Genomic DNA, 14,556 nt, shown 5'->3' with positions numbered 1-14,556 from the left:
TCTATTCTATAATGCGCCGGTAGCTCTGCCATTCTCCCGTGGTGATGCCAACCTCCACATTATTGATGTTTCCGCTTGTCTCCTGGATGCACAGCATCTGACCGTCCGCTGCCCAGCCAAGGAATATGACCACATGGGCCTGGGGGCCGGTGCGTATGCAGATATCCCCGGGAACCAGCTGTTCCTTTGTGACGGCTGTTCCGCTGGAAATCAAGGTGCCGGTGCTCTCCGCGCCCAGACCGCGTCCTGATACGGACCAGTATAGCCAGTTGATCCAGCCCGAACAGTCCAGGCCCTTAAGGAATCGCCCGTCCTCGTCCGGCGTGACAATGGAACCGAAATTGTTCCCTGTATATCCGGGAGAAGATGGTTTCCCGCCCCAGTAATAGGGGACTTTTCCAACCGAGGTAAGCGCATATTTTACAAAATCCCGTTTCATCTGGCTGGTGTTCTCAGGAACCATGCTCATATATAGATCGATCTCCCCAGAGGTCAGGGGATTTCGCAGGAAAAGATCCGTGGTATTCAGGCCATATTCCTCATACCAGTCCTGAGCGATCAATGTCCTGACCCCTTCCATAGCGGACTCATCCCACCCTTTCCACGAGGATGAGACTTCAGCGGATGCATAAGAATCCGCCGGAAACAGTCCATTTGACTCAGACGCACCTGTTACCACTATGGTGATGGAAAGGTCTATATGTCCGGGACAGGGGGATTCAGAGGCCAGGGAAGGTTCCGATTCCGTAGCTGTAGAGACAGCTGTTTCACCGGGTCCCACCCGTTTTTCACCGCTGACGGAAGCTGCGGCAGGGGGTGTCTGTCCGTCAGCAGGGGCTTCCGTCTGCCCGGTTATGGCTGCAGCCTCTTTCAGGCAGCTGCCGTCACAGTAGTAGATGTCACCCATCTGCAGTGAATATTGATGGGAATTGTTCCACATGTTTGCCGCGTATTCCTCCAGCTGGTCCATACTGCTTAAAACACCGTGATAATAAAGCGTATTTGCCATGGAAATGATATCGCGGGCATTGGATGTACGGCTGGTTGCCTGTCCGTCTCCATCCAGAAAACTCATGCTGATATTTTTAAATTGCGGTATGACTCCTGATGCGGCAGTGACAGCCTGGACCGGCAGACCCATCTGGGCAGACAGCCGCTCCGGCGTATAGCTGTACAGGTCATAAAGTCCCGAGGACCACCTGGCGTCCATGCTTGAAAGCATGCTGTATAGGCGGCCTGCATAACTGTAGGTGGCATCGGCGGCATCCTCAGTCCCTTCATACAGATAAGCCAGGTTTAGGATATAGGGACTCATAATCTCTGCATTGGCAGGGGTGGCCTCAGAATAAGAAGCATAAGGCGGAAAAGCAAAAGAAGGCTCTCCCTTAAGCGTCTCCTGGACCGCACTGTCTTTCATTTCCCCGTCAGGGGCAGCTGAAACCTGGTCTGAAGGCCTCTGTGAATGTTGCCCTGCCCTGTATGATATGTAACAGCCTGTACTTAAGACCAGGATCAGGACGGTTCCTTTCAGTATGTGATGTTTATAAGTTTGATACAGCTTGCGGGCTGTCTGGATCAGATCATGGTTCTTATCATGGTTCATCTTAGTTTATCCTATGGGTATCGTCTTATGGGGTTATCCTACTCTCAGCGGATAAGGGAACAAGTGTCCCTGCACATAAAGAGTAATCCCGGCAGTGTCAGTAATACTGCGCTTATATCGCTCCCCATTATAACACAATGCCTGGGGAAAAAACAGAACAAATCTCTTAAGTAATCATTAATAATGGGACCTCACCCAAAATATGGTTGACGCATAAAATAGAGTGAGATATAATATTTTCATTCTATTTAAGGAGGAATAGAATCCAATAGCAAAGCTAAGCGCCATGCACCTTTTACCGGGAACGTGAACAGCAGAACAGCTGCTGCCGGTGAGAAGGTTAACGAGGAGGAGAGATAATCGAAACATTCGGCGGATACTCTCCCATGCGGTCCGGGCGTGTGATATACCGTTAAATATGCGGGTAACTGCAAAACAGAAGCGGTATAACCGGACAGGGATCAATGGAAAAATCAAATAAAAACCCCCACAACTGGCATTGTTAAAAATCTGGCATACAGTGACAGCTTATTTTTTATGGCCATTTTTAGAGCATCCATGTGGTGGAAAAAAGAGAGGTAAAAATTATGTGCGGGATTATTGGATATACAGGCCCTCTTGAGGCCAAGGATCTGCTTTTAAATGGACTGTCGGGGCTGGAGTACCGAGGTTACGACAGCGCCGGAATTGCCTATTTTAATACGGCCTCACAGGTAAAGGTCATCAAAAAGGTAGGAAAGGTGGCTGCTCTCAGGGAGTGTGTTAAAAAGACAGGGGATATATCCCACTGCGGAATCGGCCATACACGATGGGCAACCCATGGAGGTGTCACAGATGAAAACGCCCATCCCCACCGCGCCGGGCAGGTGACCCTGATCCACAACGGTATCATTGAAAATTATCATCAGCTGACAGAAGAATATGGAATCCGGGACAGACTGGTGTCCCAGACCGACAGTGAGGTGGCTGCCTGGGTACTTGATGCAGTGTACGAGGAATGCAGCCATGATCCCCTGATCGCCATTGGGACGTTCGTAAAAAAGCTGGAGGGCTCCTACGGCTTTTGTATCCTTTTTGACGACCGGCCCGGGGAAATATATGCGGTGCGCAGCGTCAGCCCGCTGGTGGCCTCCTACACGCAGTCAGGGGCAATGGTGGCCTCGGATCTCACTGCCCTTATCTCTTTTACAAAGGAGTATTTTGTGGTTCCCGAACATCATATCCTGCGCCTGACCCCTTACAAGATCCGGGTATATGATATGGACTGTTCCAGGATACAGCCTGAAATGCTGGAAGTGAACTGGAATATGGATGCTGCCATGAAAAATGGATTTCCCCATTTTATGCTGAAGGAGATCCATGAACAGCCGGAAGCGTTAAAGAATACCATCCTTCCCCGTCTGGCGGGAGGACTTCCTGATTTTACGTCAGATGGGATCCCGGATGAATTATTTACAGACTGCGGACAGATCCGCATCATTGCCTGCGGAACGGCCATGCATGCAGGTATGGTGGCAAAAGCGCTGATGGAACCGCTGCTCAGGATTCCTGTTACCGTGTCCATTGCCTCAGAATTTCGATATGAGGATCCCCTTATAGATAAAAGCACACTGGTGATCGTAATCTCCCAATCCGGTGAGACCATCGATACCCTGGCAGCCATGAGACTGGCAAAGTCCCTGGGCTCCCGCACGCTGTCCATTGTCAATGTAAAGGGATCAACCATTGCCAGGGAAAGCGACCATGTGCTTTACACCCATGCCGGCCCTGAGATCGCTGTGGCCAGCACCAAGGCCTATTCCGTCCAGCTGGCTGCATTATATATGCTCTGCTGCCGCATGGCCCTTTCAAGAGAACGATGCAGTGAGGCGGATGCAAAGGAATTTATGGAGGATCTGCTGGCGGTGATCCCGGCCATGGAATCCATGATCGGCCAGTCCTCCCATATTAAGTCCTTTGTACGCCATCTGATCCGTGAGAGGGATACCTTCTTTATTGGCAGAGGGCTGGACTATGCGTTTTCCTTGGAAGGCGCCCTCAAGCTGAAGGAAATATCATACATTCACGCAGAGGCATACGCTGCCGGGGAGCTAAAGCACGGAACCATTGCACTGATCTATGACAATGTCCCGGTTATTGCCATTGCCACCCAGGATCACGTATTTGCCAAAACCATCTCGAATATCAGGGAAGTTAAGGCAAGAGGAGCCTATGTCATCCTCCTGGCCAAGGAGCAGGCAGCCATAGAGGATGGGGTGTCGGATGTGGAACTTAGGATACCTGACCTTGAGGACCGGTTCACCGTGTTCCCCATAGCCGTTGCCCTTCAGCTCATTGCCTACTATGCATCCATTGGCAAGAACCTGGATGTGGATCAGCCCCGCAATTTGGCAAAATCAGTGACAGTGGAATAAAAAGCTGAAAACAAAACCGCCGAAAACAAAGCCGCCGCCCGCCAAAATCAACTGGCGGGCGGCGGTTTTAATTACGGGCTTTACTGCTGTTTTTTGTACTGCTGTTTTACCTTTGCGAAATTCATGATCACGTCCACCGCACCTTCCGGCCCGGTGACGCTGCTGTTAAGGCACAGGTCATAGCTGCGCGGGTCGCTCCACTTCTTATTGGAGTAATAATTATAGTAGCTGGAACGCTGCTTATCTGTTTTGATCATAATATCCTTTGCCTTGGATTCATCCACCTTATAAAGCTCCTGAAGGCGTTTCAGCTTATCCTTGTCATCTCCTGTGATGAACACGCTGACTACATTGGGGTAATCCTCCAGTGCATAATCCGCGCACCGTCCAACAATTACGCAGGAGGCTTCCTCTGCCAGCTTCTTGATGGTATCAAACTGCGCAAGGAATATCTTATGGTTAATAGGCATGTCGGAATATCCGGAAGCCGTGTATCCCATGGAATAAGAATCCATTACCAGGGAGTACAGGAAACTGCTGGTGGGTCTTTCATCGTGCTTTTCAAACAGTTCTTCGCAAAGTCCGCTGTGCTTTGCTGCCATGGATAACAGTTCCTTGTCGTAACACTTAATCCCCATCTTCTCGGCCAGCATCTCGCCGATTAATTTGCCTCCGCTTCCACACTGTCTGCCAATTGTGATAATAAGATTATTTGTCATTCTACATTCCCCTTTCTGCTCTCTATGTCATGTTATGAATGTATCATATTTTATCTATTAAGTATTATAACTCAAAAATTCAGAAAAGTATATAGAAATGTACAAAAAGATATAAAATAACCCAAAGGATTTCGACAAAAGTGACAACTTGTCTTATACTGTCTCTTATAAATATGCTTTTATCGCAAAGTACGGAGCAGTTTATCAAAGTATTCTGGCAGGGGGGCTGTGAATTCCATGTACTCCCCTGTGCGTGGATGCACGATTCCCAGGATTCCGGCATGAAGGGTCTGCCCGGTCAATCCGGGGACCGGGCATTTGGCCGGGCCGTAAACATGGTCCCCCAGCAGTGGATGGTGAAGGCTGGCCATATGCACTCGGATCTGGTGGGTCCGCCCTGTCTCCAGGCGGCATTCCACATAGGTAAACTGGCTAAAACGCTGTAATACCCGATAGTGGGTAATGGCGCTGCGTCCATTGCTGTAGTTGATGCACATTTTCTTGCGCTCGGTCTGGTGGCGCCCAATGGGGGCAACCACGGTCCCCTCCTCCTCTTTTATGACACCATGGACAATGGCCTGATACCGTCTGGTGATGGAATGTTCCTTGAGCTGGGCGGCAATGGAATTGTGCGCCATATCGTTCTTACAGGCAATGAGCACGCCTGTGGTATCCATATCGATCCTGTGGACGATTCCCGGTCTCATAACCCCGTTTATACCCGAAAGCTGGTCTTTGCAGTGGTACATGAGGCCGTTGACCAGGGTATGGCTGTAATGGCCGGCAGCTGGATGGACCACCATGCCTTTGGGCTTGTTGATCAGAATGATGTCCTGGTCTTCATAAAGGATATCCAGGTCCATGGCCTCGGCCTCAATCTCCGGCTCCACGGCCGCGGGGACCTCCAGCTCGATATGGTCATCCTCAGACACCACATAGCTGGCCTTTACGCCTTTTTTGTTAACCAGAACCTGCCCTGATTTAAGCAGCTTCTGGATATAGGAACGGCTTAATTCGGGGCAGGATTCAGACAGATATTTATCGATCCTCATATCGGATTCCATGTCCGTTGGATAAAATTCCTGTTTCAAGTGACTTACTCCTTTTCGGCATTGCCGTGTTTTTTGATGGCAAAACAAGCCATGTCCTCGTCCTTGTAATAGAACATGATAAGGATCACAAGGCAGGCCGCCGCAATGGTAACATAACAATCCGCCACATTAAATATAGGGAAATTGATCAGCTTAAAATACAGGAAATCCACCACGTAACCCTGGCTGATCCGGTCGATCATATTGCCTACCGCACCGGCGCTGACCATCATCAGACACACGGACATGGGACGGTATTTCCTGTCAGTGGGCATTTTCACCATCAAATATGCCACTGCGCCAAGTACCAACAGTGCGATCAGGAAAAAGAAAAGCTGTTTTTCCTGCATCATGCCAAAGGCCGCTCCCCTGTTTTCCGAGTAATAGAATTCAAAAACCCCATCCCAGACCACAAAGGGCTTATGTCCCTTTAAATGTGCGACCACCAGTCCCTTAGTCCATTGGTCCAGTCCCACCAGAATCACAAATCCGATCATAAAACTGATCAGAATGGACTTTTTCTGTTTTGTCATTCTTTATGTCCTCCTATGCAGTCAAATCCTTCTTTCATCTCGTCACTGCTCACGGTCCTGTCCACATAAGCATTCCCCATGGACCGGAGAAGAATGAACTTGACCACGCCGGCGTCCATCTTTTTATCACTTTTTGCAGCTGTGTGGACCTCATCCCAGGTGAGCCCGTCCACGGTTACGGGAAGTCCGTAAGCATCAAAGACAGACCTCAGATCCCTAAACTCCTCCTCTGTAATCATTCCCCTTTTATAGGAAATATATCCGGCTGCAATACATCCAAGGCCCACACAGTGGCCGTGAAGCATGGTAAAATCCTTTAACTTCTCAACCGCGTGGCCCAGGGTGTGGCCAAAGTTTAAAAGCGCCCGCTCTCCCTGCTCAGTGGGATCCATTTCCACCACCTGCTTTTTGATGCGGTTGCTCTCAAAGACCATTTTCTGGCACAGCGTCAGATCCCGGGCCCCGATTCCCTCCCGGCTGTCCTTAAGCCACTGGTAATACTCCTTATCCTTGATCAAACCATGTTTGATCACTTCCCCCATGCCTGAGGAAAACTGCTCATTGGACAGCGTCAGCAGGGTACTGAGGTTGGTGTACACAAAACGTGGCATATGGAATGCTCCCACCATGTTTTTGTAGGCGTCAAAATCCACACCGGTCTTACCTCCGATGCTGGAATCCACCTGGGATAAAAGAGTTGTGGGAATTTGGAAAAATCCCACGCCTCTCAGGTAAGTGGCTGCAGCAAAACCGCACAGATCCCCAACCACACCGCCTCCCAGTGCGGCAAGCATATCCCTGCGGTCAAAATGTTCCAGGATCAGGTGCTCATACAGTCTCTTGACTGTATCCAGGTTTTTATTTTCCTCACCGGCGGAAAACACATACACGGAGACCTTTTTGCAGCACTCTGAAAGGATGGCTGTCACCTCCTCCAGGTACAGCTTTGCCACATTGGAATCCGTCACAATACATATCTTATGGTCTTTCAGGGAAAGACCCATTGCCTCATCCTTTAGTCCTGAAAAGGATGTGTCCATCACAATGTCATAAATAGGCTGTCCATCCCTGCACACGTTCATTCTGTCTGCCATACCAGTTTCCTCCTTTATGTACTTATAACAACAAATCGGCAGACGCTCGTGGTCTGCCGCATTCACTTCCATATCGTCTTTCTCATCCAAATGCATTATAAACGAATATTGAGTCCTGACACATCCATTCCCATAGCGCCGCCTGCGGCCAGGATGTCCTGGAAATCACCGGATAGTTCAACGGAATCAGGAGTTGCAATAAAGATATAGTTGGATATCTTCTGAAGATTACCGTTCATGGAATAGGTTGCCCCTGATGTAAAATCAATGATCCTCTGAGCTACCTCTGTATGTATACCCTCCATATTAAGTACCACTGCCTTGCCTGCCAGGAGATAATCACAGATGTCCCTGGAGTCCTCCATAGAGGTTGGCTTTATCATGGTTACTTCCATGCTGCGCCGCATGGGCACTACTTTGGGATTCGATCTTCCTAAAAATCTTGGCTTGTCCTGTTCTTCCTCATCTTCATATTCCGTACTTTTCTTTGTAAACAGCCCCTTGCGGGGAGCTTCCTCTTCAAAGTCATCGTCCAGGTAGTAATCATCATCTTCCTCTTCAGGACTTAATCTCATGGTATCCATTAACTTACCTAACAGACTCATCTTACACTCTCCAATCTCTATATGAAGTGTCCCCTTAAGCGTGTCCAGACACTGGTTCCAGCAATCAGCTCACTGGCGGAAACACCTTATCGTATACCGAAAATACCGGTACCGACCCTAACCATGGTTGCGCCTTCCTCAACAGCAACCTCATAATCCCCAGTCATTCCCATTGAGAGCACACCCATAGTAACATTATCAATGTTTTTCCTACCTATGTCAACAGCAAATTCAAATAATTTTTTAAAAATTCCACGATTTTCTTCTGGATTGTCTACAAATGGCGCAATTGTCATAAGTCCTTTTATGTGCACGTGGGGAAAATCCTTTATGGCCATGACGGCATCCTCAACTTCCTCCAGCATGAACCCGTATTTGCTCTCCTCCCTGGCCACATTGACCTCCAGAAGAATGTCCACATCCACCTCTTTTTTTGCTGCTTCCGCTTCAATCTGCCGGGCCAGGCGCAGGGAGTCCACGGAATGGATCATCACCGCGTTGCCGATCACCTGGCTGACCTTGTTGCGCTGAAGATGGCCGATCATATGCCAGCGGATGTCCTGGGGCAGTTCCGGCTTCTTGGCCAGGATCTCCTGGACCTTATTCTCTCCAAAGTCCCTGGTTCCTGCAGCATATGCCTCCTCCAGCATGGGAACCGGTTTTGTCTTGCTCACGGCGATCAGAGTGACTTCCTCCGGTCTCCTGCCCGCCCTGATACATGCTGCATTGATGGTTTCCCTTACCTGATCCAGATTTTCTTTTATCATTTACTCGTTCCTCCTTGCCGGCCTTAGCCTTCTTATTGATACAGAAGCTGTCCCTCTTCCACCATGGAAGCATCCAGCACAATATGGTCATAAACGGACAACCCATAGGTCATATTCCGCCTTATGGTATAAAATTCATTGTTGGAATCCAGTATATCAATTTGTTTGAAAATTGTATAGCCCTTATTTATGTTGTAAACACCTTTTAGGGAAGCCGTGCGCCCGATCTGATACCGTTCAGAGGACGATGGCTTGACAACGTAATCCCCGGCCTTGAATCCTTCCTCCTCATTCATATCCACATAGAAGAATTCATCATCTGAATAATAGATGGTGGTCGGCACAAACACAACAGAGGATCCGTTTTCCGTGTACACTTCCTTATTAAATCCGCTTTCTGAAGAATCGCCTCCCTGGGTCATATAATCTATGGGGATCAGGTAAAAGCTTTTTTCAGTCACAGCGCTGGCCGGTATCTTAAGGCCGTCCGTCTGTTCTGTCTTGATCTCAAAATCAATAAACCGGTCTGATATAAACTGTTCCATATATTTGGTGAAGTCCAGTTTGCCATAGGAGGCCCCGTCCTTACCGGTAAAGGTGGAATAGGAAGCCGGTGTGCTCATGGAGTAATCCCTGAAGATAACCCGCAAAGTGGTCTTATCCGAATATAGGGAAGCGTCCTCCTCTGTGAGGGGGAAAACAATGGACCAGTTCTCAGAGGTGATGATCTTATAGGCAGGGGAGCCGCTGTCAATAAGCTTTCCTGACTTATTAAGGGTCTTTACATAGGTATCCCTGTTAAAACTGGCCGCTTCGATATCAGCGGTGGTCACTGTCTCATAATTGTCAAAGCCATAAGACACAACCCCGGACACATCGGTCCGGACCTGTTCAAAGACTGCGCCGGACTCCTGAGCCAGCTTGTCCAGCTGATCCAGGGCGCTGAAACTGGAATATTCCATGACGGAAGCTTCCAGAGAATATCTTGCATCGTAAATGGAAGAAAAGTCCTGATCCCTGAAAGACAGTACAAAGGAAGTCAGCTGCTTTTTCAGGTCGGAAAGACTGTCATCAGACAGGGAATTGCCGGCCTCCGCATTGTCCTTTAGCAGCTCTTCCAGACTTCCGGTTTCATCCAGGGAATAGATCCTGCTGCCCACCGATGCCCGCTTGCCTTCCCTGAGATAATAATTAATGTAGCCTGAACGGTCCGCATTCCTTACCTGCTCCTCCCTGAGAATCAGCCCTGTGTACATCCGGTTGCTGACAATGCCTCCGTCAACTACTTCATAAAACTGGATTTTTTCTCTTTTCAGATATGTATATACACTGAACACCAGGTAGAGGAAAATAATCGCAAAAATGATCATGCCCACATTGATATTCAGAGGCCGCTTGTAGCGGACAACCTTCTTGTTCTTCTTAGCCATGGAACAAGGCCACTCCTTTTCTGAATCAAAGAATAAAAAATAACAAACAACTGCCCGCCATACCAGGCATGTATGTCCCGGCACGGCAGGCAGCCCTATCACTCCTGTCACCTATCTTATCACAAAAAATGTATCATTACAATGAAATAATCACATCACCTTTGGCGCATTCCGGAAGCTCTTCTGCATCCAGGGAAATACTCAGTACAAAAGTTACATGATACTTTTCACCGATATTTTTCAATGTCATATATGTATCGGATATGTCAGCCCCCTCCAGGCATGACAGCTTTAAAAAGCTATCCAGGTACATGGTTTCCAAATCGTGATCTTGGGAAATGATACCGCAGATAAAACCTAAAAATCCTTCATTGTTTGTAATTGGGAATTCATTGACATTAATGAGACGAATCTTATTATTTAACTCATACATATGCTGGGCACTTTTATCCAGATATACGACAGTGCCGTTGGCCCCCTTGATTGCTGCATTGGCCATATCTAACAGATGTTTGGTCTTGCCTTTACCCTTTTTTCCTGCAATAATCTGAACCATACGAATCTCCTCCTTGAGTTATATATGTTGTATAAAAAATCAATTAAGATTACTCTAATTATAGTATAACTTCATAGAAAGCGCAATCACTATTTGACGATTTTAGAAATTATATTTGCCATATTGTCATAAAGATGCGGACGGCTGTCCGCCTTCAATACAACCGATATATACTCCTTGTCAGAGTCATCCCGTGAAGCCATAATCAGGCAATACCCTGCCGCCTTGGTGGTGCCTGTTTTTCCCCCAAATACTTTGAGGCCGTCAGGCGTCTCCCTCTCGCCTGTCATGAACCAGTTTCCGCCCTTCCAGGTTTTTGTTACAGGCTCGCTGTTCTTATTGTGGTAATTGGCCGTATAGGCCGTAGTACCCACGATCTGGCGAAATGCAGGATACTTCAGCGCCTCGTTGAAAATAAGATACAGATCGTATGCGGTCGTGTAATGATCCGGGTCATTCAGCCCGTGTGGATTGACAAAATGGGTGCCTGTGGCGCCAAGGCGCAGAGCCTCCTCATTCATCATGTCCGCAAAAGCATCAATACTTCCCGCAATATGGACTGCTATGGCTGCCCCCGCGTCATTTCCGGAGGGAAGCATAAGACCATAGAGCAGCTGTTCCAATGTCAGGGTATCGCCCGGCTCTATACCGCACAGGGTGGCGCCGGATTCTGTGATTACGGCATCCTCCGTCACATGGACGCGGGAATTCAGGTCACCTTCCTTGATTGCCACCAATGCTGTCATCACCTTGGTAACGCTGGCCGGATACAGCTTTTCAAATGCCTCTTTGCTGTACAGGACTTCCCTGTCGCTGATATCGAACAGGGCTGCTGCCTCGGATGTGGCAAAATCAGCATCAAACCCGCTCTCGTCCGTAACCACGCACAGGTCGGATGCAAACGCATCCGCAAAACGCGCGGGCGCCGCTCCCTCATCCAGGGCCGGAATACGCTCCTCCAGAACATAGGCATCTTCATATCCGGCAGAACATCCGCTTACACAGACAGATACACCTAAAAAAAGCGTACACAAAAGGGCAGATGCCCGTCTTCTGCCTTTTAATCTGCCCCAAACCGTCATTACCTGGCAACCTCCCGCCATTCCATGTCACCTCTGTCCAGAGCCTTGATCAAAAGCTCCGCGGATGCCAGGTTGGTGGCCAGGGGAATATTATAGATATCACACAGACGTACCACATTGTTTACATCCGGCTCATGAGGTTTTGGATTGTTGGGATCCCTTAAAAAGATGACCAGATCCATCTCGTTGTGCTCAATCTGGGCAGCCATCTGCTGCATACCGCCTAAATGGCCGGCAAGATACTTGTGGATATTCAGATTGGCAACCTCCTCGATCAGTCTTCCCGTGGTGCCTGTGGCGTACAGGGTGTTCTTGCTGAGAATCCCCCTGTAGGCGATGCAGAAATTCTGCATCAGTTTCTTTTTTGCGTCATGTGCAATCAAACCAATTGTCATATTATATAACCCTCCTTGGATTAGAAATGTCTTGTCTCTCTTTGAAGTCCTACGTTCAGCACCAGCCCCATACCGATGAAGATACTGATCAGGGAACTGCTTCCAAAACTGATAAAAGGAAGCGGAAGCCCCGTGTTAGGGAAGATACCAGTGGCAACCGCAATGTTGGCAAATGCCTGGAACGCGATCAGCGTTGCCATGCCCACACACAGAAGCCTACCGGATAGATCCCTTGCCCGGCCAGCCAACATAAGACATTCATATACTATCAGTAAAAACAGTACGATCACTATCACACAGCCTATGAATCCCAACTCCTCACCTATTACGGCGAAAATGAAATCCGTCTGCTCTTCTGACAGGAAATTACCATTTTTTACAGAAGCAATCGTAGTATTAAACAGCCCCTTGCCTTTTAACTGACCGGAGCCGATGGCAATAATGGAATTGTTCTGCTGGTAGCGGGCCTCACCATACTGATCCGGATAGAACCATGCCAGGATACGGCCTGCCTGATATTCCTTAATAAAAGGGATCATTCCATGGAGCAGCAGGTAAATGAACGTAGCAACCATGGGAATGGTTACAGCAAGGGTTCCCATGATCCACTTATAACTGATGCCGCTGGCAAATACAATTCCCAGTATCATCACCATGATCACAAGACAGGTAGACAGATTCGGCTGCTGAAATATGAGTGCTGCCGGAGCTGCGAACAGGACGGCAGCAATCACAACAGTACTGACCTGATTGATCTTTTCCTGATATTTCATGAAATACCAGGAAAAAGTCACAATCAGGCCAATCTTTACAAATTCCGATGGTTGTAACTGGCCGAGTACCGGCACTTCAATCCAGCGTTTTGCATTGTTGACTACTTTGCCCCATATCAGCACAGCCACCAGACTGGCGATACACACGCCGTAAATAGCTATGCTGAAATTTAATATCTTATGGTAATCAATGAGTGACAACCCTATAGCCACTGCGAGTCCCACCAGGACCCCCATCAGCTGCTTGCTGACTGCGTCTGCGTCCAGATTAGTGGCACTTCTTATGACAAGTATGCCGATGACGTTAAGCGCAATCATGTAAAATATCAGCCGAAAGTTAAAATGTCTAAAATCATAATCCAAAAACATCTAATATAGCCCCTTATTCGATATGGAACGAATCGGTATGTTGGCATGAAGCACAGGCAGGGTCCGGCCGCTGCCGGAAAGAGGACTGTCTGTTTCCATCTGTATCTGGACGTTGTCCTTTTCTATCTCCATATATTTTGAAATGACGTGAATCACATCATTTTTTATCATCAGTATCATCTCCGGTGAGCAGCCTGCCTTGTCGGATACCAGCAAAAGCTTAAGCCGCATCTTAGCTGTCTCTCCGGAACGCCGGGTGTGAAACCTTAAGAACCATCTCACCTTGACACCATCCCTTCTAAGCACGCCTTAATATACTGCGCAGTCTGGCAAATATAGTCTCAGCCTGTCCGGGATTGGTCATAGGAACACTCTCTCCCAACAGCCTTCGGCAGATGTCCAGGTAAGCCTGTCCGGCCGAGGAGCCCATACCCACTAACGGTTCTCCCTGGTTGGTCGATACAACGATATTCTCGTCATCAGGAACTGCTCCGATAATGTTTACTGCCAGAATGTCCGTCACATCGCTAAGGGACATCATGTCCCCCCTCCGGACCATGTCAGACCGTATCCGGTTGACGATCAGATCCACTTCATCCAGCTCCGCATGTTCCAGAAGACCAATGATACGGTCTGCATCGCGGATCGCGGATACCTCGGGGGTGGTTACCACCAGGGCGCGGTCCGCGCCGGCGATGGCGTTGTAAAATCCCTGTTCGATACCGGCCGGACAATCAAGCAGTATGTAATCAAACTCTTCCCTCAGGTCGTCCACCAGCTTAATCATCTGCTCCGGGTTCACAGCAGTCTTATCCCTTGTCTGCGCAGATGGCAGCAAGTAAAGGTTTGGATATCTTTTGTCTCTTATCAGGGCCTGCTTCATACGGCAGTTGCCTTCCACCACGTCTACAAGATTGTAGACAATGCGGTTCTCCAGTCCCATGACCACATCCAGGTTGCGCAGGCCGATATCAGTATCGATCAGCACTACACGTTTACCCAGTATAGCCAGTCCTGTTCCCACATTGGCAGAAGTAGTCGTTTTGCCTACCCCGCCTTTTCCAGAAGTAATCACAATGACCTCACTCATAATGAAATCCTCCTGAAAATTACTTTACCTTCCTA

General features: G+C 48.5%; 15 protein-coding genes. 1 reads left to right on the top strand and 14 read right to left on the bottom strand.

What is annotated here, in order from left to right:
• Nucleotide 1: 1 nt before the first annotated feature.
• Nucleotides 2-1,603: an NlpC/P60 family protein gene (locus ABID13_RS06710; protein WP_048930465.1), complete on the bottom strand. Its 1,602-nt coding sequence runs from the start codon at nt 1,601-1,603 to the stop codon at nt 2-4.
• A 587-nt stretch (nt 1,604-2,190) separates the two neighbouring features.
• On the opposite strand from ABID13_RS06710, the gene glmS reads away from it, so the two are divergent.
• Nucleotides 2,191-4,017 carry a glutamine--fructose-6-phosphate transaminase (isomerizing) gene (gene glmS / locus ABID13_RS06705; protein WP_007864830.1) on the top strand — a complete coding sequence of 609 codons (1,827 nt, stop codon included), beginning with the start codon at nt 2,191-2,193 and terminating at the stop codon, nt 4,015-4,017.
• Between the two features lie 80 nt (nt 4,018-4,097).
• Here the strand turns inward: glmS and ABID13_RS06700 are convergent, their stop codons facing one another.
• The 13 genes from ABID13_RS06700 to minD form a co-directional block, all read right to left on the bottom strand.
• A complete protein-coding gene (locus ABID13_RS06700; protein WP_007864832.1) occupies nt 4,098-4,736 on the bottom strand; it encodes a cytidylate kinase-like family protein in 639 nt (212 codons plus the stop codon).
• Nucleotides 4,737-4,915: 179 nt separating this feature from the next.
• Nucleotides 4,916-5,827 carry an RluA family pseudouridine synthase gene (locus tag ABID13_RS06695; protein WP_048930464.1) on the bottom strand — a complete coding sequence of 304 codons (912 nt, stop codon included), beginning with the start codon at nt 5,825-5,827 and terminating at the stop codon, nt 4,916-4,918.
• Between the two features lie 5 nt (nt 5,828-5,832).
• Nucleotides 5,833-6,360 (bottom strand): signal peptidase II, encoded by a 528-nt coding sequence (gene lspA, locus ABID13_RS06690; RefSeq protein WP_048930463.1) that lies wholly within the window; start codon nt 6,358-6,360, stop codon nt 5,833-5,835.
• Nucleotides 6,357-7,454 carry a 3-dehydroquinate synthase gene (gene aroB, locus ABID13_RS06685; protein WP_048930462.1) on the bottom strand — a complete coding sequence of 366 codons (1,098 nt, stop codon included), beginning with the start codon at nt 7,452-7,454 and terminating at the stop codon, nt 6,357-6,359. Before aroB ends, lspA begins: the two co-directional genes overlap by 4 nt.
• Nucleotides 7,455-7,549: 95 nt before the next feature.
• Entirely contained in the window at nt 7,550-8,059 is a 510-nt protein-coding gene (locus ABID13_RS06680; RefSeq protein WP_007864841.1) for a cell division protein SepF, read from the bottom strand.
• Nucleotides 8,060-8,145: 86 nt separating this feature from the next.
• Nucleotides 8,146-8,826, bottom strand: coding sequence for a YggS family pyridoxal phosphate-dependent enzyme (locus ABID13_RS06675; protein ID WP_007864844.1), 681 nt, complete (start codon nt 8,824-8,826; stop codon nt 8,146-8,148).
• Between the two features lie 32 nt (nt 8,827-8,858).
• Nucleotides 8,859-10,256: a biotin/lipoyl attachment domain-containing protein gene (locus ABID13_RS06670; protein ID WP_007864846.1), complete on the bottom strand. Its 1,398-nt coding sequence runs from the start codon at nt 10,254-10,256 to the stop codon at nt 8,859-8,861.
• Nucleotides 10,257-10,392: 136 nt separating this feature from the next.
• Nucleotides 10,393-10,812 carry a hypothetical protein gene (locus tag ABID13_RS06665; RefSeq protein WP_007864849.1) on the bottom strand — a complete coding sequence of 140 codons (420 nt, stop codon included), beginning with the start codon at nt 10,810-10,812 and terminating at the stop codon, nt 10,393-10,395.
• Between the two features lie 89 nt (nt 10,813-10,901).
• Nucleotides 10,902-11,894, bottom strand: a complete 993-nt coding sequence (locus tag ABID13_RS06660) for a D-alanyl-D-alanine carboxypeptidase family protein (RefSeq protein ID WP_007864852.1) — start codon at nt 11,892-11,894, stop codon at nt 10,902-10,904.
• Entirely contained in the window at nt 11,894-12,289 is a 396-nt protein-coding gene (mgsA, locus tag ABID13_RS06655; protein ID WP_007864855.1) for a methylglyoxal synthase, read from the bottom strand. Before mgsA ends, ABID13_RS06660 begins: the two co-directional genes overlap by 1 nt.
• Nucleotides 12,290-12,309: 20 nt before the next feature.
• Nucleotides 12,310-13,431, bottom strand: a complete 1,122-nt coding sequence (locus ABID13_RS06650) for an FtsW/RodA/SpoVE family cell cycle protein (protein ID WP_048930461.1) — start codon at nt 13,429-13,431, stop codon at nt 12,310-12,312.
• Entirely contained in the window at nt 13,432-13,713 is a 282-nt protein-coding gene (gene minE, locus ABID13_RS06645) for a cell division topological specificity factor MinE (protein WP_007864872.1), read from the bottom strand.
• Between the two features lie 16 nt (nt 13,714-13,729).
• On the bottom strand, nt 13,730-14,521 hold the full coding sequence (minD, locus tag ABID13_RS06640) for a septum site-determining protein MinD (RefSeq protein ID WP_007864875.1): 792 nt from the start codon (nt 14,519-14,521) through the stop codon (nt 13,730-13,732).
• Nucleotides 14,522-14,556: the final 35 nt, after the last annotated feature.

Source organism: Enterocloster citroniae (assembly GCF_040545455.1).
Classification (GTDB): domain Bacteria; phylum Bacillota; class Clostridia; order Lachnospirales; family Lachnospiraceae; genus Enterocloster; species Enterocloster citroniae.
The sequence above is the reverse complement of the archived record's forward strand: the minus strand, read 5'-3'. Positions and strand labels throughout refer to the sequence as shown.

Coding starts and splice junctions, on each gene's coding strand:
- ABID13_RS06710 (WP_048930465.1), bottom strand. CDS start 1,603: ATGAACCATGATAAGAACCATGATCTGATCCAGACAGCCCGCAAGCTG.
- glmS (WP_007864830.1), top strand. CDS start 2,191: ATGTGCGGGATTATTGGATATACAGGCCCTCTTGAGGCCAAGGATCTG.
- ABID13_RS06700 (WP_007864832.1), bottom strand. CDS start 4,736: ATGACAAATAATCTTATTATCACAATTGGCAGACAGTGTGGAAGCGGA.
- lspA (WP_048930463.1), bottom strand. CDS start 6,360: ATGACAAAACAGAAAAAGTCCATTCTGATCAGTTTTATGATCGGATTT.
- aroB (WP_048930462.1), bottom strand. CDS start 7,454: ATGGCAGACAGAATGAACGTGTGCAGGGATGGACAGCCTATTTATGAC.
- ABID13_RS06680 (WP_007864841.1), bottom strand. CDS start 8,059: ATGAGTCTGTTAGGTAAGTTAATGGATACCATGAGATTAAGTCCTGAA.
- ABID13_RS06675 (WP_007864844.1), bottom strand. CDS start 8,826: ATGATAAAAGAAAATCTGGATCAGGTAAGGGAAACCATCAATGCAGCA.
- ABID13_RS06670 (WP_007864846.1), bottom strand. CDS start 10,256: ATGGCTAAGAAGAACAAGAAGGTTGTCCGCTACAAGCGGCCTCTGAAT.
- ABID13_RS06665 (WP_007864849.1), bottom strand. CDS start 10,812: ATGGTTCAGATTATTGCAGGAAAAAAGGGTAAAGGCAAGACCAAACAT.
- ABID13_RS06660 (WP_007864852.1), bottom strand. CDS start 11,894: ATGACGGTTTGGGGCAGATTAAAAGGCAGAAGACGGGCATCTGCCCTT.
- mgsA (WP_007864855.1), bottom strand. CDS start 12,289: ATGACAATTGGTTTGATTGCACATGACGCAAAAAAGAAACTGATGCAG.
- ABID13_RS06650 (WP_048930461.1), bottom strand. CDS start 13,431: ATGTTTTTGGATTATGATTTTAGACATTTTAACTTTCGGCTGATATTT.
- minD (WP_007864875.1), bottom strand. CDS start 14,521: ATGAGTGAGGTCATTGTGATTACTTCTGGAAAAGGCGGGGTAGGCAAA.